This is a genomic window from Aestuariivita boseongensis, from assembly GCF_001262635.1.
Classification (GTDB): Bacteria; Pseudomonadota; Alphaproteobacteria; order Rhodobacterales; family Rhodobacteraceae; genus Aestuariivita; species Aestuariivita boseongensis.
This window is the reverse complement of sequence record NZ_JXYH01000018.1, coordinates 15,021-40,107: the sequence shown is the minus strand read 5'-3', so window position 1 is coordinate 40,107 and position 25,087 is coordinate 15,021. Positions and strand designations below refer to the sequence as shown.

The window sequence follows — 25,087 nt, the reverse complement described above, 5'->3', positions numbered from 1 at the left end:
TGCTTGAAAATAAGAAAATAACCGCCCGATTTTGCTGCATTTGCTTGTAAATGTTTTTCCCCACCCGCAGTGAATGTTGTAAATTCCCTCGGCCGGGGTGGCGAAAAATCATTGCACTGCAACGCGATCCCGAGTCAACGCCCCTCTGTCGCGGCGGCCGCAAAGCGCCTGACCCATGGTCAAGCCCGCGCGTTTTCAAGCGCCGAGGCAGGTGTGACATATTGTTTCGGCCATCGGATCTACGGGGTTTTGGGTAGGCGAGGCGCGCATTTCACCGCCCATGAGTCGACTTCTTGGCCTGATGGGCCGTCTTATGGCTGCTCGGGCCTTGGCACCAATTGCCTTGCACGCTATTTTCCCCGCCAAGCATCCCCCCGAGAGGGGCTGCAGAAACTGGGAGTGAGATATATGAACAAATACCTGACCGGCGCTGCGGCGGCCGCCATCTCTGTTGCCTTCGTTGCCGAGGCGGCAGCAACCGAATGGAACGTGTCCCTCTGGGGCAAACGCCGCGCCTTTACCGAGCATGTCGAAAAACTGGCCGAACTGGTTAGCGAAAAGACGGGCGGCGAATTCACCATCAACCTTGCCTATGGTGAAACCCTGTCGAAAAACCGCGAGAACCTGGATGGTATTTCCATCGGCGCGTTCGAGATGGCGCAGTTCTGCGCGGGCTACCACCCCGACAAGAACCGCCTGATCACCGTTCTGGAACTGCCCTTCCTGGGCGTCGAGAACCTGGAGCAGGAAGTGGCCGTCAGCCACGCCGTCTATGACCACCCCGCGGTGCAGGACGAAATGGCCCAGTGGAACGCCAAACTGCTGATGACCTCGCCCATGCCGCAATACAACCTCGTCGGCACCGGCGAGCCGCGCGACGAGCTGAGCGAATTCGAAGGCATGCGTGTCCGCGCCACCGGCGGTCTGGGCAAGGCGTTCGAGGCCGTGGGCGGTGTGCCGACATCGGTGACCGCGTCCGAGGCCTATCAGGCGATGGAATCCGGTGTCGTTGACACCGTGGCCTTCGCCCAGCACGCGCACCTGTCCTTTGGCACGATCAACCAGGCCACCTGGTGGACGTCGAACCTGAACCCCGGCACGGTGAACTGCCCGGTCGTGGTGAATATTGACGCCTATGAGTCGCTCTCGGACGAACATCGCGAGGCGCTGGACAGCTCGGTTGATGAGGCGATTGCCTATTACCTGGAAAACTACGGCGAGTTGCTGCAGCGCTGGGACAGCGTTCTGGAAGAAAAGAACGTCCAGAAAGTCGTAATCTCGGACGCTGAACTGGACGCCTTCCGCGCCAAGGCAGCAGCGCCTGCACGTGACGCATGGATCGAAAGCATCACCGCTCAGGGCCTGCCTGGTCAGGAGCTTTATGACCTGGTGATGACGACCCTCGACAAAGCCAAGATGACCAACTGATCGGGATCTTTCCCGAACAGGGCGGGGGCCGGATCACGCATCCGGCCCCCGTCTGCATAAAAAAACCGAAGGAGGGGGGCGATGGCATCTTCGGCATCCGTGCTGGAAGACAGCAGCCTGTTGAGCAAGCTCGACCGCGGCCTTGAACCGATCGAGCGTTTCATGGCGCTGATCTCGGGTCTGGCAATCTTTTCACTGATGTTCCTGGCCGCCTGGTCCGTGGGCGGGCGCAAATTCTTCGGCGCGCCGCTGATGGGATATGTCGATTACATCGAAGCCGCGATGCCGCTGATCGCGATCATGGGCATTTCCTGGGTGCAGCGCGACGGCACTCATATTCGCATGGACATCCTTGTGGGCAACCTCAAGGGCCGCGTTCTGTGGCTGTTCGAGCTGATCTCGGTCCTTCTCATCCTTGTTCTGATGGTGGCGCTGGTCTGGGGGGCCTGGGCGCATTTCGACCGTTCTTTCGATTGCGCGCGGCCTTTGTGTTCGCGCGACAGCTCCATCGACATCGGCCTGCCCACATGGCCCTCGAAACTGGTGGTGCCGGTGGCCTTTGGCGTGCTGTGCCTGCGGCTGGTCATTCAGGCCATCGGATATGGCCGCGCCTTTGTCCTGAACCTTGAGGCGCCGGTCGCGGTGCCACTGAACCTGAGTGTCGAGGAACAGGCCCGTCTGGAAGCGCAGCAACTGGCGGGGCATGACTGATGGAACCGATTGAAATTGGCATCTGGGTGTCCTCGGGGATGCTTGTCATGGTCGTGCTGGGCATGCGCGTGGCCTTTGCCGCTGGCCTTGCGGGGTTCGTGGGGTTGGTCTGGTTGCGCTGGAACCAGTTCGATTACGATCCCGACCGGCTGTGGAAAGCCATCGAGATCAGCGTCAAGGTCGCAGGCCAGGTACCGCACTCCAAAGTCAGCGCCCAGGCGCTCAGCCTGATCCCGACCTTCATCCTGATCGGCTACATGGCCTATTACGCCAACCTGACCAAAGCGCTCTTTGATGCGGCCAAGAAATGGATCGCCTGGGTGCCGGGCGGTCTGGCGGTGTCGACCGTGTTCGCCACGGCAGGCTTTGCAGCGGTGTCGGGGGCGAGCGTCGCCACGGCGGCGGTCTTTTCCCGCATCGCCATCCCCGAGATGTTGAAGATCGGCTATAACAAGCAATTCGCGGCAGGGGTCGTGGCGGCGGGCGGCACGTTGGCCTCCCTCATCCCGCCTTCGGCGATCCTGGTGATCTATGCGATCATCGTCGAACAGGATGTGGGCATGCTGCTTCTGGCAGGCTTCATCCCCGGCGCGTTCTCGGCCATCGTCTATGGCATCCTGATCATCTCCATCGCGGTGGTGTTCAAATCCGTGGGTCCGCCCGTGGGCGGGTTTTCCTGGGGCGACCGGTTCAAATCGCTGGTGCCCGCCATGCCCATCGTGGCGGTGGTCGTGATCATCATCTTCTTCGTCTACAACCCCTTTGGCGATGCCTGGGGCACACCGACCGAAGGTGGCGCGGTGGGGGCGTTCATCGTCTTCCTGATGGCGCTTTATCGCGGCATGCGGTGGTCCGAGCTGAAATCGGCCCTGCTGGAAACCGCCAAGCTGACCATCATGATCTTCACGATCATCTGGGGCGTGCTGATCTATGTCCGCTTTCTGGGCTTTGCCGAACTTCCCGCGGCGTTTTCGGCCTGGATCACCTCGCTTGAGATGTCGCCCATGCTGATCCTTGTCTGCATCCTTCTGGCCTATGCGCTTCTGGGGATGTTCATGGATGCAATCGGCATGCTGCTTCTGACCCTGCCGGTGGTCTATCCGGCGGTCATGGCGCTGAACGGGGGGGAGTTCGTGTCCGCCGCCGACAGCACCTTCGGCATGTCGGGCACGATGTGCGCGGTCTGGTTCGGGATATTGGTGGTGAAGATGGCCGAGTTCTGTCTGATCACGCCACCCATCGGGCTGAACTGTTTCGTGGTGGCGGGCGTGCGCGATGATCTGAGCGTGCAGGACGTCTTCAAAGGCGTGACACCGTTCTTCGTGGCCGACGCGATCACCATTGGCCTTCTGGTGGCCTTCCCGATGATCGTCCTGTGGCTGCCGATGCTGGCCACCGGATAGCGCATAGCGCAACGCGTCCCGGCCCGCGAGCCGGGACCTCGCCAAAAACACAGAGGCCCCGGGTCAAGCCCGGGGCGTCTTTGTTTCAACCCGCCACAATCCCCCTTCACAAAGCCCGCGCCTTGGCCCATCACTGCCCGAAACAGGCATGGGGACGGCCATGGCAACCGCCGCATTCACAACAAAAGCGCAATACGACAGCTATGACGTGGTCATCATCGGCGGCGCGATCATGGGCTCGGCCACCGCGTGGTTTCTGACCCGCGATCCCGATTTCGACGGGCGCATCCTGGTGATCGAACGCGACCCCAGTTACGCGATGTGTTCGACCGCTCACACGAATTCCTGCATCCGCCAGCAGTTTTCGACCGAGCTGAATGTGCGCATCTCGCAATTCGGGGCAGAGTTTGTCACCAACCTGCGCGACCACATGGGCGATCCGCGTATCCCCGACATGCCGATCCAGAATTATGGCTATATGTATCTTGCCGATTCAGACGGCTTTGCCGATGCCCTGCGGGCCGCGCAAAAGGTACAGCATGCCGCCGGCACACCCACCCGCCTGATGAGCGCGGAGGAGATCGCGGCGGAATACCCGTTCTACCGGACCGACGACATCGTTCTGGGCAGTATCAACACGGTCAACGAAGGCTATTTCGACGGCGGAGGGCTGTTCGACTGGTTCCGCCGCAAAGCGCGGGAGGGCGGGGCCGAGTACCTGCAGGGCGAGGTGGTGCAGATCGCCACCGCCGCAGGCCGGGTGCAGGGGGTCACGCTGGCGGATGGCAGATCAATCGCCTGCGGCCAGCTGGTGAACGCCACCGGCCCCCGTGCCGCGCTGACCGCCGCGATGGCGGGCATTGCCCTGCCGGTCGAGCCGCGCAAGCGCTTTACCTGGGTTTTCGAGGCGCGGGAGAAACTGGGCCGCCCGCTGCCCCTGACCATCGACCCCTCAGGCGTGCATGTCCGGCAAGAGGGGCCGGATACCTATATGGTGGGCTGCAAGCCCGACCCGGACCCGGCGGTGGAGCCCACCGATTTCGCCATGGATCACGGCCTGTGGGAAAGCACCGTCTGGCCCGCGCTGGCCACCCGCATACCGGCCTTCGAGGCGATCCGCGTGATCACCGAATGGGCAGGCCACTATGCCTATAACACGCTGGATCAGAACGCGGTTCTGGGTCCGCATCCCGAGCTGGGCAATTTCCATTTCATCAACGGGTTTTCCGGCCACGGGCTGCAGCAATCCCCCGCCATGGGGCGCGGACTGGCCGAGATGCTGGTGCATGGGGAATATCGCGCGCTGGATCTGAGCGAATTCAGCTATGACCGGGTGATCCGCAACGAAGCGATCGTGGAACGCGCCGTGATCTGAAGGCGTGCGCGGGTCAGGAGCCTGATGCCTCGCGATACCATGCGGTGATGGCGGCACGGGCTTCGCCATCCATCTCGAACGCGTTCGGCGGGGGCATGGCGTGGCTGATGCCCGCCTGCAGATAGATCAGTTTGGCATGGCGGGCGACATCGGCCTCGGTCTCCAGCACCACGCCTTTGGGCGGCCAGCGCAGGCCCTGCCAGACCGGCTCGCGCGCGTGGCACATGGAGCAGTTGGACAGGACGGTGTCATAGGCCGCGTCAAAGCTGGCGAGCTGCACAAGCCGCGTCTCGGCCGGGGTGAGGACGCGTGCCTCGGCCTCCTCATAGCTCTGGCCCATGGGCGCGGTGGACAGCCACATGATCGCGATGAAGAGAAGCGCCGTGACCCCCCATGTCCAATGGGGCCGGCCCTTGCGGGCATGCATCGTGTTGAAGAAATGCCGGATCGTGACCCCCATCAGGAAGACAAGGGCTGCAATGATCCACGCATGTTCGGTGGCGAAGGCCAGCGGATAATGGTTCGACAGCATCAGGAAGATCACCGGCAGGGTGAGGTAATTGTTATGGGTCGAGCGCAGCTTGGCGATCTTGCCGTATTTCGGATCGGGCGTGCGCCCCGCCTTGAGATCGGCCACCACGATCCGCTGGTTCGGCATGATGATGAAAAACACATTCGCCGTCATGATCGTGGCCGTGAACGCGCCCAGATGCAAAAGCGCCGCGCGGCCGGTGAAGACCTGATTAAGCCCCCAGCTCATCGCGACGATGATGGCAAACAGCACCAGCATCATCGCCGTGGGGTGATCGCCCAGCTTGGATTTGCACAGCAGATCGTAAAGCACCCAACCGACCGCAATCGTCGCGGCGGAGATCAGAATGCCCTGCCACAGCGTGATATCTGCGCGTGAGGGATCGAGCAGATAGAGCTCACCCCCCACCCAATAGACGATCATCAAGAGCGCCGCGCCCGACAGCCAGGTGGAATAGCTTTCCCATTTGAACCATGTCAGGTGATCGGGCATCGCCTCAGGGGCCACCAGATATTTCTGGATGTGATAGAAGCCCCCGCCATGGACCTGCCATTCCTCCCCATCCGCGGGGCCCTGGATGTTGCGGTTCAGGCCCAGATCCAGCGCGATGAAATAGAAAGACGACCCGATCCACGCCATCGCGGTGATCACATGCAGCCAGCGCACGGCAAAGCCGATCCAATCCCACATCACCGCCAGATCATACATCGCTGTGGCCTTCCTTCGATTCGACGTGTCGCCCAGTCTAGGCGTGAAGGTATTCTTCTGGTATTCGGGTCAAATACCAAGCAGCTTCAAAAATTTCCAAAAGATGTCCTATCTCGACAACATCCGCACCTTTGTCCGCGTCTATGAATTGGGCAGCATGTCCGCGGCGGGGCGGGATTTGCGCATCTCTCCGGCGGTGACGTCATCGCGGATTGCGCAGTTGGAAGACCACCTGAAGGTGCGCCTGTTCCAGCGCACCACGCGGAACCTGACGCCCACCGAACAGGGCAAGGCGTTCTATGGCGGGGCCTGCGAGATCCTGGAGGCGGTGGATCAGGCCGAAGCACAGGTTGTGAACCTGACGGAGAACCCGCGCGGCTCGCTTTATGTGGCGGCCCCTCTGGGTGTCGGGCGGCGCTTGATCGCGCCACTGGTGCCGGAATTTCTGGCGGCCTACCCGGAGGTCAGCGTCCGTCTGCGCCTGACCGACCGGAAGGTGGACCTGACGACCGAAGGGCTGGATCTGGCGTTCTTTCTGGGCACGCCCGAGGACAGCACGCTGCGCATCCGCAAGATCGCCGACGTGGACCGGGTTTTGTGCGCGGCACCTGACTATGTCGCGGCGCGTGGCAACCCGGCCTCGGGGGCCGAGTTGATTTCGGAGGGGCATGAATGTCTGAATCTGCGGTTTCCCGGCGCGACCGAGTTTCAATGGCGGTTGATTACGCCCGAGGGGCGGAAACGGTTCCGAGTCTCGGGCCGGTTCGAGGCCGACGATGGCGAGGTCCTGACCGATTGGGCGCTGGCGGGGCAGGGGATAGCCTTGAAGCCGATTTTCGAGGTGGCCGAGCATCTGAAGGCGGGCCGCCTTGTGCCTGTGGCACAGCAGACCCCGCCCGAGCCGGTGCAAATGGCGGTGCTATATACCCACCGGCGGGGGCAGGATCCCAAGGCGCGGCTGTTCATGGAGTTCATGGTGGAGCGTCTGGCCGCGCAGGTCCGTTAGGCGCCAAGGCCTTTCGAAAGGCCTTGGGCAAGCGCGTTCGAACGCGCTTGCCACGCAGTTTTGAAACTGCGTGGCCCTCCGCTCATCCGGTCGCGCCACCCTTTCGTGATCACCGCCTTTGCGCTAGGTTTGATGAAAACAACCAACGGGCAGAGCAATGAGCATTTCACGACGGGTTTTCGTCATCGGCACCGGCGCGCTGGGCCTCTCGGCCTGCACGGGCGCCGGAGTTCTGGGGCCGCGCGTGGGCAGCACCCCCAGTAGCGCCACGCCCTCGGGCCTGCCGCCCGATCTGCGCCCCACGCCCAATGCGGGCTATGATCAATGGGTCGCCGCGTTCCGGGGCCGCGCGGCGGCACAAGGCATTTCTGACACAACGCTGACCGCCGCCTTCCGGGGTACGGGATACCTGCCGGGTGTGGTCACCCGCGACCGCAATCAGGTCGAATTCAGCCGTACGCTGGAGGATTACCTGGCCATCGCCGCCTCGGATGAGCGGGTCAGCAAAGGCCGCGCGGCCTTTGCCCGCCATCGCGGCACGCTGATGCGGCTTGAGGCGGAATATGGCGTGGATGCCGAGATCATCGCGGCGATCTGGGGGCTTGAGAGCTTTTACGGCGAAAGGCGCGGCGATGTGCCGGTGATCTCAGCCACCTCGACCCTGGCCTATGACGGGCGGCGCGGGGCGTTTTTCGAAAAACAGCTGATCGCCGCGCTGAAGATCCTGCAATCGGGCGATATCCCCGCATCTCGCATGACCGGAAGCTGGGCCGGTGCGATGGGGCATACGCAGTTCATCCCGACATCCTATCTTGCCTTTGCGGTGGATTTCACCGGCGACGGGCGGCGCGATATCTGGTCGGACGATCCCACCGACGCGCTGGCCTCCACCGCCGCGTATTTGCAGCGCAACGGCTGGACGCGCGGTGTCCGCTGGGGCGGGGAGGTAGGTAACGCCGCCCCCCAAGGCACCGTGATCCAGCCGCAGCCGGGCGGGCCGCGCTTTTCGACCACGTCGAATTTCCGGGTGATCAAGCGTTACAACAACTCCGACAGCTATGCGATCGGCGTGGGTCATCTGGCCGACCGGATCGCGGGCGGCGGGCCGCTGCGCGGCAATTTTCCACCCGACGAGTTCGGCCTGACCAAGGATGACCGTATCGCCCTGCAGCGGCGCCTGACCGCGCGCGGGTTCGATACGGGCGGGGCGGACGGGGTGATCGGGCCGAAGAGCCGCGATGCGATCAGCGCCTATCAGCGCAGCATCGGAGCGGCGGCCACCGGTGATCCTTCGCCCGAATTGCTGAGGTCACTGGGATAAGGGGGGGGCGTGCGGCCTACCGCGCGCATGCCTAACAGATCGTAAATCCCCCGGTGCTATACCCTGGCCCGTGTAGCTGCATGGCCGCCGGTTTTGCACCCGGTGGCGCGATCAGGAAGATGGAACACTCTTCTGCGGAAATCCTGTCCGGACCGGCCTTTCAACCCGGTTCGGCAGATCCATCCTTTTCCAGGCGGGCCTGCCCCCTGACGCTGTCATATCCCAGTCATACCGACGATCCCCTGCCGGACAGACCCGTCCGTGCGGGGCTTTCGGCGTGGCCAGATCAGCGAATGGCGTAGAGATCGACCTGCACGGCGGTTTCTGTCCGTGCGCCGGTGCCCACGAAAAGCGTGCGGTTCACCCAGTCATAGCGCGGATCGCCGGTCTCAAGCCGCGCCTGAGTGCGCATGTAATAGCTGGCCGGATCCACCTCTTCGCCGCGGGCAATGGCCTCGATCACCTCTTTCGGGCCGTGGCGGAAGCCGTAATTGATAATCTCGATCGTGGCGCCATCATCGGTTTCCATCCCGTAGCGGGTGTCGAGTTCCGCCATGCCATCGGCAAAAATCGTCTGCCAATCCGCGCCCAAGTTCAGGATGCGCCCCGACAGGCGCGTGCCTGTCACCGTGCCGCCGATGATGGGGATGATCCGTCGCCGCCCGGCGCGGCCCGGTCCGATCTCGCGGATCGGGGCCAGTTCCACCCGCAGGGTGCAGATATGCTCAAGCGTCGGGGTCGGCAGGTCCATGTTTGGTACAGGCGATAATTGTTTACGTGGTTAACAAGCTAGCATAGTCTTTCCGAAACGCAACGCGAGAGAGGGCCGCGATGGCTAGACGGCAGGCATCCCTGCAGCGCGCGCAAGACGACGACGCGCCCGTGGGCGATCTTGAGGGGCTTTTGGGATATAACCTCAAGCGCGCCTATGTGATCCTGCGCAATGATTTCCGCGATGCGCTGGGTGAGGATGGCTTCGCGCCGCGCGTCTTTTCGGCCCTGTCGCTGATCGTGCAATATCCCGACATCACCCAAAGCGAACTGGCGCGGGTTCTGGGCATTGAACGCTCGGGCCTTGTGGCCATCGTGGATGATCTTGAGGCGCGCAGGCTGGTGCAGCGCAAGCCCGTGCCGGGGGACAGGCGCGTGCAGGCATTGGCGCCGACCGCGGCGGGCATTGCGGCCTATGACACGGCGCGCGCGGCGGTTCAGGCGCATGAGGCCGCGCGGCTGTCGAATTTCACCAAGGCCGAGCAGGAGACGCTGATGCAGCTGCTGCGCAAGATTCGCGCGGTAGAGGATTAAGCCCCCGGTCAAGGCTCAGCGGAATTTCGGCTCCCGCTTTTCAAGGAAAGCGCGCAGGCCTTCCTTGGCCCCGTCCGAGGTTTGCGACATCGCCGCCGCAAGGCTTTCGGCAAAAAGCCCGTCTGAACGGGACATGTCATTGATGCGCGGGATTGCGTTGATCATCAGGTAATTCGAGAAGGGCGCGTTGTCGGCAATCCGGCGGGCGAGCTTCCTGGCCAGATCCAGCCCTTCGCCTTCGCCCACGGCATAATGCGCAAGGCCCAGCCGGACGCCGTCTTCGGCCCCGTAATTGCGCCCGGTCAGCATCATTTCACGCATGCGGTCAGGGCCCATCAAGCGGCCCACGCGCACGGTGGCCCCGCCGCCCACGAAAATGCCGCGCCGGCCTTCTGGCAGCTGGAAGCGCACACTGGGTTCGGCGATGCGCACATGGGTGGAGGCCGCGATCTCAAGCCCGCCGCCGATCACCGCGCCGGTCAGAACGGAAATCACTGGTAGCCCGCCGAATTCGATCAGGTCGGACACGCGGTGCCAGTTGCGCGAATGATAGACACCGGGCACCGGTTCGCGCTGTTCATGTTCGGCAAGGTCAAGACCGGAACAGAAATGCCCGCCTTCGCCGCGCAGGATGACGGCATTCACCCCGTCGGGCGGATTGGAAAAGAATGCGTCCAGCGCATCCACAAGCGCGTCATTCATCGCGTTGCGCTTGTCGGGGCGGTTGAAGATCAGCGTGGCGATATCGCCGTCAATCTCGGTCCGGGTGACCTGGTCGGGGGTCTGGGGGCTGTCGTGCATGTCGGCCTCTGTCAGTCTGCGCGTGATTTTGTTGTACAGGTAAACAGTTTTTCTGTATAGCGTTCTTTCAGCGCATTATCCAAGGGGCAGGGGCATGGTCGATTTCAACGCCGTCACAGCAATTGATTTTCACACCCATGCAGAGGAGCCCTGCAATCACGGGCGCGATGACGGGTATAACGAATTCCAGGCCGGCATGGCCGCGTATTTCCGCAACCCCGCCGGGGCAGAGGGGATGTTGCCCACGGTGCAGGACACCGCCGCCTATTACCGCGAGCGCAATATCGCGGCGGTGATCTTTCCGGTGGATGCGGAACGCGAAACCGGCTTCCGCCGCTATTCGAACGAGGAAGTGGCCCAGCTTTGCGCCGAGAATGACGATATCCTGATCCCCTTCGCGTCGGTCGATCCGCACAAAGGCAAGGCCGGTGCGCGCGAAGTGCGCCGGCTGGTGCGCGAGTTCGGCGTGCGCGGCTTCAAGTTTCACCCCACCATGCAGGGCTTTTTCCCCAATGACCGGGAGGCCTGTTACACAGTGCTGGAGGCTTGCGCCGAAGAGGGGGTAATCACGCTGTTTCACACCGGGCAGACCGGCGTGGGATCAGGCATGCGCGGCGGCATGGGGATGCGGCTGAAATATTCCAACCCGATGCATCTGGACGATGTGGCGGCGGATTTCCCCGATTTGAAGATCATCCTGGCGCATCCGTCCTTTCCCTGGACGGAAGAGGGGCTGGCGGTGGCCCAGCACAAGCCCAATGTCTATTTCGACATGTCGGGCTGGTCGCCGAAATACTTTCCCGACATCTTCATCAAATACGCCAATTCGATCCTGAAAAAGAAAATGCTGTTCGGATCGGACTGGCCCGCGATCACGCCGGATCGCTGGCTGGCGGATTTCGCCGAAGCGCCGTTCAAGGACGAGGTGCGCCCGCTGATCCTGAAGGAAAACGCGCTGCGCGTGCTGGGCGAGGCGGGCTGAGGGCCGCTGAGGCCCGTCAGGCGAGTTTTGACAGAAGCTGGATCAGCGTCGCGCTATCTTCGGTATCAAGCAGGCCTGCCAGCGCGCGGTCTTCGTCTTCCACGTCGCGGCGGATCTGTAACATGCGGGCACGGCCAAGATCGGTCAGCAGCAGGTGGATCTGGCGCTGATCGCTGCGCGAGATCTGGCGGTGCACCAGACCGTCCGACACCATGCGGTCCACCAGCTTGGACAGCGCAGGCGGGTTGAGAAGGGCGCGTTTGGCCAGTTCACCCATGGTGAGCTGTTCGCCGGAATCAAGGCACTCCATCACGCGCCAGGCTTCGATCTGGATGCCGTGCTTTTTCAACCGGGCGCTGAGCGATTGATGGACAGACCGATGCGCTGCCGCCAGTGCATAGGAGAGGTGGCTGCCAAATATCTGTCGATCTTGCGTCATGGTCGGACCTCGCGGCGTCGGATGACCTGAAATTAGTTGACTTGGAAAACAAATTCAATTGCTATGTGGTGGTTGTCTGCGGATGCCGAGGGAGGATCCGGACCTGGGACGCCAACCTGATGCCCTGAGCTGGCCCATCGAACTTGCCGATCTGCGCGAGCGTGGCCCGCTGCGCGCGCCGGGCAGTTTCCGGGTGGCGCTGCTGATCCCGATGTGCGGGCCTGCGGGGATCTGGGCGCCCTCGTGCATTTCCTGCGCGCAGGTGGCGGTGGCCGAGTTGAACCGCGCCAATGGCATACAGGGGCGGCGGGTTCAGCTGGTGATGATCGATGCCGCCGTCGAGGCGGGCGAGCCGATCGAGGAAATCGTCAACGAACTGATCGAGCTGGGCGCGATAGACGCCATTGTCGGCATGCACCTGAGCGCAGTGCGCCAGCGCCTGTCCAAGGTGGTGCAGAAGCGGATCCCCTATATCTATACCCCGCTTTACGAGGGCGGAGAGACCACGCCGGGCCTGTTTGCCATTGGCGAGACCCCGCGCGAACAGCTTGGCCCGGCGATGACCACGCTGAGCCGGGCCTTTCGGTTGAAGAAATGGGCGCTGATCGGGAATGATTACGTTTGGCCGCGCGCCTCGCACAGCTATGCCAAGAGCTGTCTGAAACAGATGGGCGCGGCGCTGGCGATGGAGTGCTATGTGCCTTTCGGTTTGCCCAGCATGACCGGGCTGGTGGAGAAGGTCGTGGCCTCGGGCGCGGATGCGGTTCTGGTGTCGCTGGTGGGGCAGGACGCGGTGCGGTTCAACCGCGAATTCGGGCGGCGCGGGCTGCACAGATCCATTTTGCGCCTGTCCTGCGCGCTGGAGGAAAACGGGCTGATGGCCTGTGGCAGCGGCAACCTGGAGCGGCATTTTTCGGTGTCGTCCTATTTCGGATCGGTCGCGACCGAGGAAAACGCCAGCTTCAAGGAACGCTATTACGCGCTGCACGGAGAGGCCGCGCCGGCGCTGAATGCGCTGGGCCAATCGACCTATGAGGGGCTGCATTACCTGGCCGCGCTGCTGCGCAATTTCGGCGATGTGTGGCGTGAACGTTCGACCCGCGACGGTCTTCCGGTGATTCACGCCAGCGGCCGAAGCTTTGCGCAGAAGAACGGGGTCAAACGCGCCTCGGTCTATCTGGCGCGGGCGGATGGCGTTCAGTTCTGTGACTTCAAGCTGTTGTAAATAAACTGTAAAATCTGTTTATTTTCCAATTCAAACAAAACACTTGAAATGGAAAATAAATTCGCCCACCGTGATCCTGCCTGATCCGCACCCCCTGCACGGGGTGTCAAATGTGAAGAGGGGAGATCACGGTGTACTGGCTTTTGGCATGTGTCATTCTAGCGATCGTTCTGGCTGTGGGCATCTGGTTCCTGCAGCGGTTTTACGCGAAGGCCACGCTGGAGAGCGCGCTAGTGCGCACCGGGATGGGCGGACGCCGGGTGTTGACCGATGGCGGCTGTCTGGTGCTGCCGATCCTGCATCAGGCACAGCGCGTGTCGATGCAGACCAGCACCGTGACCGTGGCGCGCACCGGAAAGGACGCGGTGTTGACCGCCGATCCGCTGCGGGCCGATATCGCGATGAAGTTCGAATTGCGCGTGGCGGCGCGGCCCGACAGCATCGCCACCGCCGCGCAGGCTTTCGGGCACCGGATCGCGCGGGGCGGGGAGGCGTTTGAAGAGGCGCTGGCAGGCCCTTTGGCCGATGCGATCCAGACCGCCGCCGCGGTGCGGGAGCTGAACAATATCCATCTTGAGCGCGGGGCGTTCACCGCCGAAGTGGCCGGCGAAGTGGCCGAACGCGCCGCGCGGCTAGGGCTTGAGCTGGTCACCGCTGCGCTGGTGTCGGTGGATCAGAGCAATTTCGCCCATCGCGACGAAAACAACACCTTCAACGCGCGTGGCATGCGCCGCGTGGCCGAGATGATTGCCGAGGAACGCAAGGCGCGTATCGCGGTGGAGACAAGCACCGAAGTGGCCGTGCGCGAACATCGCCTGTCTCAGCATCAGCGCCAGATCGAGTTGCAGCGCGCCGAGCGGGAGGCCGAAATCGCCCAGCAGGAGCATCTGGCGCGGCTTGAGGCGGAGGCCGAAAGCCGGTCGGCCCAGGCACGGGCAGAGGCCCGCCGCGCCTCGGAGACGATGCGGATCCAGCAGGAGCAGGAAACCAAGGCCGCGCAGGTGGCCCAGGATGAGGCGCTGCGCAAGGCCGAGATGCGCGCCCTTCTTGAGCTGGAAGAGGCCAAGATCGCCAATGACATCCGCCTGGCGGAAGCCCGCGCGAAAGAGGCGCAGGCCAAGGCCGCCGAAGAGGAGGCGCGCGCGCAGGTGATCCTGGCAGCCGAGAACGTGCAGGCCCAGAAAGAGCGTGCGATCACCCTGCGGGAACGCGAGATCGCCAAGCTGAAACAGGAGCGCGATATCGAGCTGGAAGACGCCCGTGTGAAAAGCGATGTAAGCACGCTTCTGGCGCGTGCGCAGGCCGATGCCTCGGCCCGGACGGCGACGGCCAATGCCGAAAAAGCCGCGATGGAGGCCGAAGCGGCCGGGCGCGCGGCGCTGAACTCGGCGGAAAACACCCTGAGCGAGGCGGTGATCCGCATGCGGCTGGAAGAGCGCAAGCTGGACAAGATGCCCGAGATCATGACGCAGATGATGAAACCCGTGGAAAAGATCGACTCGATCCGGATCAACCAGATCGGTGGTATCGGCGGCGGTGGCGGCGATGGCGGCACGGGTGTCGATGGCGCCTTCGGGGCCGCGATGGACCAGATCCTGGGTATGGCCGTGCGGCTGCCCGCGATGAAACAGATGGGCGAGGAGATCGGACTGGATTTCGACGTGCCCACGGCGGGACGGACCGCCGATTACGCCAACCGGATCAAGGCGAAAGACGAGCCGAAACCACAAGAGTGATCTGAACTCACCCTTCCCAACACCCAACCAACGGAGGACATGACATGTCTCTGAACAGGAGAGAATTGCTTGGCGGAGCGGCCGCCCTGACCACGGCGAGCCTGCTGCCCAATGTGACGCTCGCGGCGGATGCGATCAAACTGGGGTCCATTTTGGATACGTCCGGCATTTTCGATGCCTATGGCAAGCCGATGGACATGGCCACACGCCTGGCGGTGGCCGAGATCAACGAAGCCGGCGGCCTTCTGGGGCGCCCGGTCGAGGTGGTGGCCTATGACACCCAGTCGGACATGGCGCTTTATTCGCAATACGGTCAGCAACTGACCCGGCAGGACCGGGTGGACGTGGTTCATGGCGGGATCCTGTCGGCCTCGCGCGAGGCGATCCGGCAGACGATGCGCAAGTCGAAGACGCTTTATTTCTACAACGTGCTTTACGAAGGCGGGGTGTGTGACCGCAATATCTTCATCAACGGGGTCACACCTGCCCAGCAGGTCGAGGCGCTGGTGCCTTACGCCATGGGGAAATCGGGCAAGAAGGTCTATATCCTGGCGGCCGATTACAACTATGGCCAGATCACCGCGCGCTGGATCGAGAAATTCGTCAATGACAATGGCGGGGAAGTGGTTGCCACCGATTTCTTCCCGCTGGATGTGTCGGATTTCGGATCGACCATCGCCAAGGTGCAGACCGCCGCGCCCGATCTGGTGATCGCGCCGCTGGTGGGCGGTGCGCATCTGTCGTTCTTCCGGCAATGGGCCGCGGCGGGGATGAAGGACCGGATCGCGCTGGCCTCGACCACGCTGGGGGTGGGCAATGAACACAAGGTGCTGACCCCGGAAGAGGGCAACGGCATCATGTGCGCCTATAACTACAGCCAGGAGCTGGACACGCCTGAAAACGCCGCCTTCAAAGAGAAATGGGCCGCGATGTTCAATGGCGATCAGTCGATGCACGAAATCGCTGTGTCGCAATATCACGGGCTGATGACCTGGGCCGAGGGCGTGCGCCAGGCCGGGTCGATCGAGCGTGACGCGGTGATCGCGGCGCTGGAGACGGGGATTTCCATCACCGGGCCGGGCGGTAAGGTGACGGTCGATCCCAACACGCATCACGCGGTTCTGGACGTGCATCTGATGGAGATGCAGGACCAGCAGATGCGCGTGGTCGAGACGCTGCCCCAGCGCCAGCCCATCGACACGCAGGCGGTCTGCGATCTGAGCGCCAATCCCGACGACAACACCCAATACGAGATCGAGATCTGATCAACAGATCAAGGGATCGGGGCGGCGCTGGCCGCCCTGATCCGCAGATGTGAAAGGCAGTGGGTTCATGGATCTTACCTTCGTCATCCTGGTCGAGATGCTTTACGCCGTGGCGTCGCTGGTGCTGATCAGTGCCGGGCTGGCGGTGGTCTTTGGCATGATGAAGGTCATCAACCTGGCGCATGGCGAATTCATGATGATGGGGGGCTATGCCACCATCACGGCGGTCAATCTGGGGGTGAATGTCTTTGTCGCCATGCTGGTGATCGCGCCCTTGGTTGTCGGGCTGATCGGGCTGGTGGTCGAACGGCTGGTGATCCGGCATCTTTACGGGCGTCTGGTCGACACGATGCTGGCCACATGGGGGCTGAGCCTTGTTTTCATCGGGCTGGCCACGATGATTTTCGGCAATACGACAACCGGTATTTCGACCCCGATCCCCGGCTTTGCGGTCGGCGGGTATCAGATCAACGGGTACAATTTCTTCATCATCGTGGTGTCGATCCTGCTGGTCATCGGAATCTACGCAGTGTTGCGCGGCACGCGCGCCGGGCTGATCGCGCGCGGCACGATGCAGCGGGCGGATATGGCGGCGGCGCTGGGATACAGCCCCGACCGGATTTACATGGCCACGTTCTTTTGCGGCTCGGCCCTGTCGGGGCTGGCGGGCGCTGTCCTGGCGCCGCTGGTGGGATTGGTGCCGACCTCGGGCGGGGCCTATATCGCCAAGGCGTTCATCACCGTGATCGCCGGGGGGCCATCACTGATCGCGGGGCTGGTCAGTTCGGCCACGTCCTTCGGGGTGATCAGCCAGATCTTCACCTTCGCCATCTCGCCCGTGATCGGAGAGGTCGCGCTTCTGATCGCCGCCGTGGTTCTGCTGCGGACCATGCCGCAGGGCATCACCGGCCGCTTCTTCAAGGGCAAGCTGTGATGCGGGCGGGCGGAGCAGGGCGCGAGGTGCTGGTCACGCTGGTCGTGGCGGCGTTGCTGATCTGGCTGATGCCGCTGGTCATCGGCACCTATACGCTGACGGTGCTGGTGATCTACGGGATGCTGGGGCTGAGCCTTGGGCTGATCTGGGGCTTTGGCGGCATCCTGTGTTTCGGGCAGGCGGCGTTTTTCGGGCTGGGCGCCTATACCTATGCCATTGCCGCGATCAATATCGGCGAAAGCACAGTGCCGATGATCTTGGCGGTGCTGGTGCCCGCGCTGTTTGCAGCGCTTCTGGGGGCCATGATGTTCTATGGCCGTCTGACGGATGTGTATCTGGGCGTCATCACGCTGGTGGTCACGCTGATCCTGTTCAAGTTCGTCAATTCAACCGCCGGGCCTCAGTACAAGATCGGCGAGGCGCGGCTGGGCGGGTTCAACGGCATTCCCGGCTTCCAGACGCTGAACGTTCCGGGCGATCCCGACGCTTACATCTGGGGCGATCCCTATTTCTATGTCTGCGCGGTGATGCTGGTGATCGTGTTTTTGCTGGTCACCTGGCTGTTGCGGTCGTCCTTTGGGCGGATCGCCGTGGGGATCCGCGAGAACGAGGTGCGCATGGCGTTGATGGGCTATGACGTGGCCGCGCGCAAGACGGTGCTGTTTGCCATCGGGGCCGCGATTGCGGGGCTGGCGGGGGCGCTTTTCGCCAATTGGGGCGAGATCGTCACGCCGAACCTGTTTTCGCTGGGCCAGTCGGCGGAAATCATCATCTGGTGCATTGTCGGCGGGCTGGGCACGCGGCTGGGGCCGATCGTGGGGGCGGCGGGTCTGGCGTATCTGAAGTTTCTGCTGGGCCAGCAGAGCATGATCGACAACACGCTGATCACCGGGCTGATCCTTGTTCTTTTCGTTCTGTTCCTGCCGCGCGGGCTGGTGCCGGCGATTGCAGCACTTCTGACCAGCATTTTCGGGCGCAGCCGGCGCAAGCCTTCGGCCCGGCGCATGCGGAGGCTGCGTCATGGCTGAGACGGTGCTGGAGACCCACGGGCTGACCATGCGCTTTGGCGGGGTGACCGCCAGCGACAACGTCGATTTCAAGCTGGCGGCGCGGGAATTGCGCTGTCTGATCGGGCCGAACGGGGCGGGAAAATCCACCTTTTTCAAATGCGTCACGGGCCTTCTGACCCCAACCGAGGGCCACGTGTTCATGCGCGGGCAGGATGTCACGGGCTGGCAGCCGCATCAGATCGCCTCGCTTGGGGTGGGGATCAAGACGCAGACGCCCAATGTGATGGATGCGCTGAGCGTGCATGAAAACATCTGGCTCGCCGCGCGGCGTTTCTTCGACCCGGCCGAGGCGCGCGCGCGCGCGGATACGATGATCGACCGGCTTGCGCTGGGGTCCATCGCGCGGACGGCGCTGGGCCAGTTGGCTCATGGAGAGCGTCAACGGGTGGAGTTGGGCATCGTCGCCGTGGCCGATCCCTGGCTGGTTCTGCTGGATGAACCTGCCGCCGGAATGACCGCGCAGGATGTCGACCGCATGACCGCGATCATCCACGACCTGACCCGCAGCGCGGCAGTGGTGATCGTGGAGCATGACATGCAGTTCATCCGCTCGATCGCGGAAGTGGTGACCGTCTTTCATCAGGGCGCGGTGCTGATGGAGGATCATGTGGACCGCGTGATGTCGGACCCGCATGTGCGCGCCGTTTATCTGGGGAAAAAGGCGTGATGCAGGACGAACGCGATATCCTTTTGTCGACCAAGGGTTTGTCGGGGGGTTATGGCCGGGTGCCGATCCTGCATGGCATCGACCTTGATGTGGCCGAGAATGAGGTCGTGGGCGTGCTGGGCCATAACGGCATGGGCAAGACCACGCTTCTGAAGACGCTGATGGGGTTTCTGCCCGCTACGTCCGGGCAGATCCGCTATGACGGCACGGATATCACCCGGCTGCCGCCCCATGCGCGGGGCCAGATGGGGCTGGGATATGTGCCGCAGGGCCGGGGCATCTTTCCGCAGCTGAGCGTGCGCGACAACCTGCGCTTTGCCTGGCAGGATCATGGGGCAGGGTCCGAGGCGGATGTGCTGGATGCGGTGCTGGCGGATTTTCCCCGGCTGACCCGGCTTCTGGACCGCGAGGGCGGCGCGCTGTCGGGCGGGGAGCAGCAGCTTCTGGCGCTGGCGCGTTGCCTGATGGGCGATCCGGATTTCCTGCTGCTGGACGAGCCGACCGAGGGCATCCAGCCCTCGATCATCGAAGAGATGGCCGAGACGCTGCAGAAACTGCGCAAATCCCGCGGCCTGTCGATCCTGCTGGTCGAGCAGAATTTCGATTTCATCGCGGATCTGTCGGATCGGGTGCTGGTGTTGGAACGGGGTCGGATCACCGGATCGCTGAGCCGTGCAGACCTGTCGGACCAGTCGAAGGTCGATCATTTCCTGGGCTTCGGCGCGGCGCGGGGTACGCGGCAGGGCACGGCCCGGTCAGGCCCTGCCGCGCCGCCGCCTGCGCGAGGGGTCTCTGGAGGCTCGGCTCCGCCTGACGCGCCGCGACAATCCAAGCCGCCACGCCCGCAATCCCATCTTCCAACGGTGACCGCCATGAGTATCAAAAGACCCACCCTTGCCCAGATGCGCGCGATGGCCGATCGCTTCGGGATGAGCCTGTCGGACGAGGATCTGATCGAATATACCGAGATCATCGAGCCTTACATGCAGGCCTATGACCGGCTGGATGCGATGCCCGACAACCTGCCCGAGGTGCGCTATCCCCGCAGCCCGGGATATTTCCCCAGCCAGACGGAAAACCCGCTGAATGCCTGGTACGTGAAGACCGAGGTGCGGGGCGCGCCAGATGGCAAGCTGCGCGGCAAGCGGATCGCGCTGAAGGACACGATCTGCCTGGCCGGCGTGCCGATGATGAACGGATCTTCGATCATGGAGGGCTATACGCCCGAGATCGACGCCACCATCGTCACCCGGATGCTGGATGCGGGGGCGACCATCGCGGGCAAGGCGCATTGCGAGAATTTATGCCTGTCGGGCGGGTCGCACACCAATGCCAAGGGGCCGATCCACAACCCGTGGAAGCGAGGGTATATGGCGGGCGGATCCTCGGGCGGGTCGGCGGCGCTGGTCGCGACCGGAGAGGTGGATATGGCCATTGCCGGGGATCAGGGCGGGTCAATTCGTATCCCGGCTTCGAATTGCGGCGTCTATGGGATGAAACCCACGCACGGGCTTGTGCCCTATACCGGCGCGATGCCGATCGAACAGACCATCGACCATCTGGGCCCCGTCACCAATACGGTGGCCGACAATGCCCTGCTGCTGGAGGTTCTGGCCGGGGAAGACGGGCTGGACCCGCGCCAGTACAAGCCCAAGGTCTATGCCTATACCGAAGCGCTGGGCCGGGGCGCGCATGGGCTGCGCATCGGTGTGCTGAAAGAGGGCTTTGGCCATCCCAATTCCGAAGCGGATGTGGATGCGAAGGTGATGCAGGCCGCCGAGCGGTTCCGCGAGCTGGGCGCGCGGGTCGAAGAGGTGTCGATCCCCGATCATTATACCGCCATGGATGCCTGGACCGCGATCACGCTGGAGGGGCTGCAGGATGGCATGATGTGGGGCAACTCTACCGGCACGAATTATCGCGGGCTGTTTTTGCCCTCGATGACCGATCACATGGCCCAATGGAAGGGCCGCGCGGATGAGCTGAGCCATTCGCTGAAGGCCTGCATGTTCGTGGGCGAGCATTTCCAGCGCCAGTATCGCGGACGCTTTTATGGCAAGGCGCAGAACATCATGCGCCGGTGCAACGAGCGCTATCTAGCGGCGCTGAAGCAGTATGATCTTCTGCTGATGCCGACGCTGCCGATCAAGCCGCAGGAGCACCCTCCGGCGGATTGTTCGCTGAGCCTCTATGTGCAGCGCGCCTTCGAGATGGTGCCCAACACCGCCCCTTTCAATGGCGGTTTGCCCGCGATGAGTATACCCTGCGGTCTGAGCGAGGGGCTGCCCATCGGCCTGATGCTGGTGGGGCCGCATTACGGCGAGATGAAGATCTATCAGGCGGCGGACGCCTTTGAACACTCGGGTGACTGGCGCGACATGTAGGGAGGTTTCGGCATGACGATCCTGAATGAGAGTATTGCGGGCCGGATCCAGAATTTCGGTCTGGATCAGGAGGATGGGGCGCAGGCCGACCTGGCCCCCCGGGACGGAAAATCCTATGTGCAGGGGCCGAAACAGCCGGAACTGGCCTTTGCCACGATCCCGCAGCTGCTGCGTGATGCGGTGTCGCGATATGGGCCGCGCGATGCGCTGGTCTTTCCGGAGGCGCGGCTGAGTTACTATGACGTCGACCGGGCGGTGGACGCGCTGGCCTCGGGGCTTTTGGCGCTGGGGCTGGAGAAGGGGGACCGGCTGGGCATCTGGTCGCCCAACCGTCTGGAATGGGTGCTGACGCAATTCGCCACCGCGCGGATCGGGGTTGTGCTGGTCAATATTAACCCCGCCTATCGCCTGGCGGAATTGGAATATGCGCTGAACAAGGTGGGCTGCAAGGCGCTGGTTCTGGCGGCGTCGTTCAAAAGCTCGGATTACCTGGGGATGATCCGCACGCTGGCGCCGGAGCTGGCGCATTCTGCGCCGGGGCGTCTGCATGCGGCGCGGCTGCCGCATCTGCGCCATGTGGTCGTGATGGGCGACGCGCCCGAGGGGGAGGGGATCTGGAGTTTCGATCAGGTCTCGATCCTGGGCGGGCCGGCGCAGCAATTGCGGCTGGGCCAGATCGACGCGACGCTGCAGCCCGATGATGCGATCAATATTCAGTTCACCTCGGGCACCACGGGCCAGCCCAAGGGCGCGACCCTGTCGCATTACAATATCGTCAACAATGCGCGGTTCGTGACCGACCGGATCAGGCTGACCGAAACCGACCGGCTGGCGATACCGGTGCCTTTGTATCACTGCTTCGGGATGGTGATGGGCGTTTTGGGGGCCGTCAGCAAAGGGGCCGCGATGGTCTTCCCGGGCGAGGCCTTCGATCCCGCGACCACGCTGGATGCGCTGGCGCGCGAGCGGTGCACCGCGCTTTACGGGGTGCCCACCATGTTCGTGGCCATGCTGCAGGATCTGAGCGCCACGCCCCGCGATCTGTCATCGCTGCGCACCGGCATCATGGCGGGCGCGCCCTGTCCGGTGGACGTGATGAAGGCGGTCAATGACCGGATGCACATGAAGGAGGTGACGATCTGCTATGGCATGACCGAGACCTCTCCGGTCTCGTTCCAGAGCTTTGTGGATGACACAACGCGCCAACGCTGCGAGACCGTGGGCCGGGTGCATCCCCATCTGGAAGTCAAGATCGTCGATGAGGCGGGCCGGATCGTGCCGGTGGGCGTGCAGGGCGAGCTGTGCACGCGCGGCTATTCGGTGATGAAGGGATATTGGGAAGACGCCGACCGCACGGGCGAGGCCATTCGCGACGGCTGGATGCATACGGGCGATCTGGCGGTTCTGGATGAGGACGGGTTCTGTTCGATCACCGGCCGGGTGAAGGACATGATCATTCGCGGCGGCGAGAACATCTATCCGCGCGAGATCGAGGAGTTTCTGTTCAGCCATCCCGATATCAGCGAGGCGCAGGTCTTTGGCATTCCCGATCCGAAGCTGGGCGAGGAGGTCTGCGCCTGGGTCGTCGCCAAACAGGGCCGGGCGCTGGAGCCCGAGGCGGTGCGCGCCTATTGCCAGGGGCAGATCGCGCATTTCAAGGTGCCGCGCCATATCCGGGTGGTGGAGGAGCTGCCGATGACCATTACCGGGAAACCGCAGAAATTCGTGATGCGCGACCGGATGGTAGAGGTGTTGAGCGCATCCGACTAAGTCCATATGGACTTGAATTTACGGTCAAATGAGCCTATCTTGCGCGTGCCACATGAGGACCGCAAGATGGAAACCCCTGTTCTGGATCGCCCCGCACCGGAGGCCAAAGCGGTCGCGCTGAAGGCCTTCGCGCGCATTGCCGAGGCGTGGAGCCTGACGCAGAAAGAGGCGGCGGCGCTGGCGGATATGTCGGAATCGACCTGGAAACGCGCGAAAAAGCCCGGATTTTCCGGTGATCTGACGCGCGATCAGATGCTGCGGCTGAGCGCGTTGATCGGGCTTTACAAATCGCTGGAGCTTTATTTCGACGCGCCGCTGTCGCGCGACTGGGTGCGCCTGGCCAATACCGGGCCGGAATTCGACGGGGCCCGGCCGGTGGATGCGATGATCGCGGGCGGTCTGCCCAAGATCCTGCGGGTGCGGATGTATATGGACGCGCTGAGAGGCGGGATGTGAAGATCACCGCCGTCAATGACCGCGCATTGGTGCGGCTGATCCCCCAGACCCATCACAAGCCGCCTGTCCTGCGCGGGCTGGTCGATAGCGAGGAAGAGGCAGACATCCTGGCCGGGATCGAGGGGGAGACCAGCGCCCGCCTGATCGCAGAGCGCGACGGCACCCCCGGCCTTGACCGGCGCGAGCTGGCCTTTGTGCGCCGCGCGCGGGATCTGGCGGTTTACGGGCAAAGCCATATCAATGCGGCCTTCACCTATACCCGGCCCTCGGGCAACCGGTTCAACACCGGCGCGCGCGGCGCGTGGTATTGCGCCTGGGAAATGCTGACCAGCGCGCAGGAGGTGGGCTTTCACCGCACGCGCGAGCTGGGTTATGTGGGGCGGTATCAGGACAGGGCGCCCTATGTGGAGTTGCTGGCGGATTTCATCGGGGATTTCCCCGATCTGCGGGGGCAGGACCACCTCGCGCTGGATCCCGATCCGGCGCGCGGGTATTCGGCGGGGCAGGCTTTGGCGGCTGATCTGCGGGCCGAGGGGCATCGCGGGCTGATCTATCCCTCGGTGCGCCATCCTGGCGGGCGGTGTTTCGTGGCGTTCGATCCCGGCATCATCCAGAATGTGCGGCCCGGCGCCAGCTGGACGCTGGTGTGGGACGGCACGCCGGATTTTACGATCGAAGGGAGCTGAAAGGGTTACGACCGCCGGGAGGAGGCATAGGCCTCGGACGTGTCGTAATAGCTGTCGAACCCGATGCGGCGGCGCAGTTCGGTGAAATCCATCTGACCGGGGCGGGTGTCGTCGCGCATGCCGCGCAGCACCGTCACCATGGCGTTCATCGCCGCCGCCATCAGCGACAGCGGATAGGCGGCCAGCGAAAAGCCGATCTCGTGCAGCTGGGCCACGGGCAGGTCGGGGGTTTCGCCGCCTTCGACGATATTGGCCATTTTGGGGCCGGGAAGGTTCTGGCAGACCTGCGTCATCTCCTCGACCGTTTTTGGGGCCTCGACGAACAGGATATCGGCACCCAGTTCCGCAAAGCGCGCGGCGCGGTCGATGGCTTCGGACAGGCCGTGTTCATGGCGGGCGTCCGTGCGGGCAAGGATCAGGATATCGCCGCCGGCCTCGCGCAGGCGGGTGCGTTCATCCACGGCGGCGCGGATGCGGTCGAAGGCCTCGTCACGGCCCACCACCGCCTTGCCCGGCGTGTGGCCGCAGCGTTTGGGGGCGAGTTGATCCTCGATCATCACGGCGGCGCAGCCCGCTTTGGCAAAACCCGCCACGGTGCGGCGCACATTCATGGCGTTGCCATAGCCGGTGTCGCCATCGCCGATCAGGGGGATGTCGATGGCCTCGGTGATGTTGCGCGCCTGATCCACCACCTCGCCATAGCTCATCAGGCCCAGATCCGGCGCTCCGATCCGGCTGGCCGAGGCGGCAAAGCCCGACATGAATGTCAGCGCATAGCCCTCCTGCGAGATCAGCTTTGCAGACAGCGCGTCAAAGCAGCAGGGCATGATATGGCAGGTGTCTTGCGCCAGAAGCGCGCGCAGGCGGTCAGCTTGGGTCATGG

Annotated in this window: 23 protein-coding genes; 18 read left to right on the top strand and 5 right to left on the bottom strand. The window is 63.4% G+C overall.

What is annotated here, in order from left to right; genetic code table 11:
* The first annotated feature begins 408 nt into the window (after positions 1-408).
* The 4 genes from TR61_RS09275 (at position 409) to TR61_RS09260 (ending at position 4,917) form a co-directional block, all read left to right on the top strand.
* Positions 409-1,428 (top strand): C4-dicarboxylate TRAP transporter substrate-binding protein, encoded by a 1,020-nt coding sequence (locus TR61_RS09275; RefSeq protein WP_050929702.1) that lies wholly within the window; start codon positions 409-411, stop codon positions 1,426-1,428.
* Positions 1,429-1,509: 81 nt separating this feature from the next.
* On the top strand, positions 1,510-2,139 hold the full coding sequence (locus tag TR61_RS09270; protein WP_050929701.1) for a TRAP transporter small permease subunit: 630 nt from the start codon (positions 1,510-1,512) through the stop codon (positions 2,137-2,139).
* Positions 2,139-3,542 carry a TRAP transporter large permease gene (locus tag TR61_RS09265; protein WP_050929700.1) on the top strand — a complete coding sequence of 468 codons (1,404 nt, stop codon included), beginning with the start codon at positions 2,139-2,141 and terminating at the stop codon, positions 3,540-3,542. Before TR61_RS09270 ends, TR61_RS09265 begins: the two co-directional genes overlap by 1 nt.
* A 160-nt stretch (positions 3,543-3,702) precedes the next feature.
* Positions 3,703-4,917, top strand: coding sequence for an NAD(P)/FAD-dependent oxidoreductase (locus tag TR61_RS09260; protein ID WP_050929726.1), 1,215 nt, complete (start codon positions 3,703-3,705; stop codon positions 4,915-4,917).
* A 13-nt stretch (positions 4,918-4,930) separates the two neighbouring features.
* Here the strand turns inward: TR61_RS09260 and TR61_RS09255 are convergent, their stop codons facing one another.
* On the bottom strand, positions 4,931-6,157 hold the full coding sequence (locus TR61_RS09255) for a urate hydroxylase PuuD (RefSeq protein WP_050929699.1): 1,227 nt from the start codon (positions 6,155-6,157) through the stop codon (positions 4,931-4,933).
* Between the two features lie 103 nt (positions 6,158-6,260).
* On the opposite strand from TR61_RS09255, the gene TR61_RS09250 reads away from it, so the two are divergent.
* A complete protein-coding gene (locus tag TR61_RS09250) occupies positions 6,261-7,163 on the top strand; it encodes a LysR family transcriptional regulator (protein WP_050929698.1) in 903 nt (300 codons plus the stop codon).
* 157 nt (positions 7,164-7,320) lie between these two features.
* On the top strand, positions 7,321-8,484 hold the full coding sequence (locus tag TR61_RS09245; protein WP_050929697.1) for a lytic murein transglycosylase: 1,164 nt from the start codon (positions 7,321-7,323) through the stop codon (positions 8,482-8,484).
* A 286-nt stretch (positions 8,485-8,770) separates the two neighbouring features.
* On the opposite strand, the gene TR61_RS09240 is transcribed toward TR61_RS09245, so the two are convergent.
* Positions 8,771-9,235 (bottom strand): DUF3237 domain-containing protein, encoded by a 465-nt coding sequence (locus TR61_RS09240; protein WP_050929696.1) that lies wholly within the window; start codon positions 9,233-9,235, stop codon positions 8,771-8,773.
* An 80-nt stretch (positions 9,236-9,315) separates the two neighbouring features.
* Here TR61_RS09240 and TR61_RS09235 point away from each other — a divergent pair, with 80 nt between their 5' ends.
* Positions 9,316-9,789 carry a MarR family winged helix-turn-helix transcriptional regulator gene (locus TR61_RS09235; protein ID WP_050929695.1) on the top strand — a complete coding sequence of 158 codons (474 nt, stop codon included), beginning with the start codon at positions 9,316-9,318 and terminating at the stop codon, positions 9,787-9,789.
* 15 nt (positions 9,790-9,804) lie between these two features.
* Here TR61_RS09235 and TR61_RS09230 read toward each other — a convergent pair whose 3' ends face one another.
* Positions 9,805-10,590, bottom strand: a complete 786-nt coding sequence (locus TR61_RS09230) for a crotonase/enoyl-CoA hydratase family protein (RefSeq protein ID WP_050929694.1) — start codon at positions 10,588-10,590, stop codon at positions 9,805-9,807.
* A 94-nt stretch (positions 10,591-10,684) separates the two neighbouring features.
* Between TR61_RS09230 and TR61_RS09225 the strand changes: the two genes are divergently transcribed.
* Positions 10,685-11,572: an amidohydrolase family protein gene (locus TR61_RS09225; protein ID WP_050929693.1), complete on the top strand. Its 888-nt coding sequence runs from the start codon at positions 10,685-10,687 to the stop codon at positions 11,570-11,572.
* A 16-nt stretch (positions 11,573-11,588) separates the two neighbouring features.
* Here the strand turns inward: TR61_RS09225 and TR61_RS09220 are convergent, their stop codons facing one another.
* Positions 11,589-12,011 (bottom strand): MarR family winged helix-turn-helix transcriptional regulator, encoded by a 423-nt coding sequence (locus TR61_RS09220; protein ID WP_050929692.1) that lies wholly within the window; start codon positions 12,009-12,011, stop codon positions 11,589-11,591.
* 82 nt (positions 12,012-12,093) lie between these two features.
* Between TR61_RS09220 and TR61_RS09215 the strand changes: the two genes are divergently transcribed.
* From TR61_RS09215 to TR61_RS09170, 10 genes are all read left to right on the top strand, one after another.
* The gene (locus TR61_RS09215; RefSeq protein WP_050929691.1) at positions 12,094-13,236 is read left to right on the top strand and encodes a substrate-binding domain-containing protein; all 1,143 of its coding nucleotides are present in this window, start codon (positions 12,094-12,096) and stop codon (positions 13,234-13,236) included.
* 131 nt (positions 13,237-13,367) lie between these two features.
* Entirely contained in the window at positions 13,368-14,972 is a 1,605-nt protein-coding gene (locus TR61_RS09210; protein WP_050929690.1) for a flotillin domain-containing protein, read from the top strand.
* A gap of 44 nt (positions 14,973-15,016) precedes the next feature.
* Positions 15,017-16,237, top strand: coding sequence for an urea ABC transporter substrate-binding protein (locus TR61_RS09205; protein ID WP_050929689.1), 1,221 nt, complete (start codon positions 15,017-15,019; stop codon positions 16,235-16,237).
* A gap of 67 nt (positions 16,238-16,304) precedes the next feature.
* The gene (locus TR61_RS09200) at positions 16,305-17,171 is read left to right on the top strand and encodes an ABC transporter permease subunit (protein ID WP_050929688.1); all 867 of its coding nucleotides are present in this window, start codon (positions 16,305-16,307) and stop codon (positions 17,169-17,171) included.
* Complete coding sequence (locus TR61_RS09195) at positions 17,171-18,199, top strand: branched-chain amino acid ABC transporter permease (protein ID WP_050929687.1); 1,029 nt, start codon at positions 17,171-17,173, stop codon at positions 18,197-18,199. Before TR61_RS09200 ends, TR61_RS09195 begins: the two co-directional genes overlap by 1 nt.
* Positions 18,192-18,908 (top strand): ABC transporter ATP-binding protein, encoded by a 717-nt coding sequence (locus TR61_RS09190; RefSeq protein WP_050929686.1) that lies wholly within the window; start codon positions 18,192-18,194, stop codon positions 18,906-18,908. Before TR61_RS09195 ends, TR61_RS09190 begins: the two co-directional genes overlap by 8 nt.
* A complete protein-coding gene (locus tag TR61_RS19645) occupies positions 18,908-21,292 on the top strand; it encodes an amidase (RefSeq protein WP_082181903.1) in 2,385 nt (794 codons plus the stop codon). Before TR61_RS09190 ends, TR61_RS19645 begins: the two co-directional genes overlap by 1 nt.
* A 12-nt stretch (positions 21,293-21,304) precedes the next feature.
* Positions 21,305-23,062, top strand: coding sequence for an AMP-binding protein (locus TR61_RS09180; RefSeq protein WP_050929685.1), 1,758 nt, complete (start codon positions 21,305-21,307; stop codon positions 23,060-23,062).
* A gap of 66 nt (positions 23,063-23,128) precedes the next feature.
* Entirely contained in the window at positions 23,129-23,518 is a 390-nt protein-coding gene (locus TR61_RS09175) for an antitoxin Xre-like helix-turn-helix domain-containing protein (protein ID WP_050929684.1), read from the top strand.
* A complete protein-coding gene (locus tag TR61_RS09170; protein WP_050929683.1) occupies positions 23,515-24,204 on the top strand; it encodes an RES family NAD+ phosphorylase in 690 nt (229 codons plus the stop codon). The genes TR61_RS09175 and TR61_RS09170 overlap by 4 nt, the downstream gene beginning before the upstream one ends.
* A gap of 5 nt (positions 24,205-24,209) precedes the next feature.
* Here the strand turns inward: TR61_RS09170 and TR61_RS09165 are convergent, their stop codons facing one another.
* The gene (locus TR61_RS09165) at positions 24,210-25,085 is read right to left on the bottom strand and encodes an isocitrate lyase/PEP mutase family protein (RefSeq protein ID WP_050929682.1); all 876 of its coding nucleotides are present in this window, start codon (positions 25,083-25,085) and stop codon (positions 24,210-24,212) included.
* Positions 25,086-25,087: the final 2 nt, after the last annotated feature.

Bases quoted from the DNA above. Each gene is read 5' to 3' on its own strand.
- TR61_RS09275 (WP_050929702.1), top strand. From the start codon at position 409: ATGAACAAATACCTGACCGGCGCTGCGGCGGCCGCCATCTCTGTTGCC.
- TR61_RS09270 (WP_050929701.1), top strand. From the start codon at position 1,510: ATGGCATCTTCGGCATCCGTGCTGGAAGACAGCAGCCTGTTGAGCAAG.
- TR61_RS09265 (WP_050929700.1), top strand. From the start codon at position 2,139: ATGGAACCGATTGAAATTGGCATCTGGGTGTCCTCGGGGATGCTTGTC.
- TR61_RS09260 (WP_050929726.1), top strand. From the start codon at position 3,703: ATGGCAACCGCCGCATTCACAACAAAAGCGCAATACGACAGCTATGAC.
- TR61_RS09255 (WP_050929699.1), bottom strand. From the start codon at position 6,157: ATGTATGATCTGGCGGTGATGTGGGATTGGATCGGCTTTGCCGTGCGC.
- TR61_RS09250 (WP_050929698.1), top strand. From the start codon at position 6,261: ATGTCCTATCTCGACAACATCCGCACCTTTGTCCGCGTCTATGAATTG.
- TR61_RS09245 (WP_050929697.1), top strand. From the start codon at position 7,321: ATGAGCATTTCACGACGGGTTTTCGTCATCGGCACCGGCGCGCTGGGC.
- TR61_RS09240 (WP_050929696.1), bottom strand. From the start codon at position 9,235: ATGGACCTGCCGACCCCGACGCTTGAGCATATCTGCACCCTGCGGGTG.
- TR61_RS09235 (WP_050929695.1), top strand. From the start codon at position 9,316: ATGGCTAGACGGCAGGCATCCCTGCAGCGCGCGCAAGACGACGACGCG.
- TR61_RS09230 (WP_050929694.1), bottom strand. From the start codon at position 10,590: ATGCACGACAGCCCCCAGACCCCCGACCAGGTCACCCGGACCGAGATT.
- TR61_RS09225 (WP_050929693.1), top strand. From the start codon at position 10,685: ATGGTCGATTTCAACGCCGTCACAGCAATTGATTTTCACACCCATGCA.
- TR61_RS09220 (WP_050929692.1), bottom strand. From the start codon at position 12,011: ATGACGCAAGATCGACAGATATTTGGCAGCCACCTCTCCTATGCACTG.
- TR61_RS09215 (WP_050929691.1), top strand. From the start codon at position 12,094: ATGCCGAGGGAGGATCCGGACCTGGGACGCCAACCTGATGCCCTGAGC.
- TR61_RS09205 (WP_050929689.1), top strand. From the start codon at position 15,017: ATGTCTCTGAACAGGAGAGAATTGCTTGGCGGAGCGGCCGCCCTGACC.
- TR61_RS09200 (WP_050929688.1), top strand. From the start codon at position 16,305: ATGGATCTTACCTTCGTCATCCTGGTCGAGATGCTTTACGCCGTGGCG.
- TR61_RS09195 (WP_050929687.1), top strand. From the start codon at position 17,171: ATGCGGGCGGGCGGAGCAGGGCGCGAGGTGCTGGTCACGCTGGTCGTG.
- TR61_RS09190 (WP_050929686.1), top strand. From the start codon at position 18,192: ATGGCTGAGACGGTGCTGGAGACCCACGGGCTGACCATGCGCTTTGGC.
- TR61_RS19645 (WP_082181903.1), top strand. From the start codon at position 18,908: ATGCAGGACGAACGCGATATCCTTTTGTCGACCAAGGGTTTGTCGGGG.
- TR61_RS09180 (WP_050929685.1), top strand. From the start codon at position 21,305: ATGACGATCCTGAATGAGAGTATTGCGGGCCGGATCCAGAATTTCGGT.
- TR61_RS09175 (WP_050929684.1), top strand. From the start codon at position 23,129: ATGGAAACCCCTGTTCTGGATCGCCCCGCACCGGAGGCCAAAGCGGTC.
- TR61_RS09165 (WP_050929682.1), bottom strand. From the start codon at position 25,085: ATGACCCAAGCTGACCGCCTGCGCGCGCTTCTGGCGCAAGACACCTGC.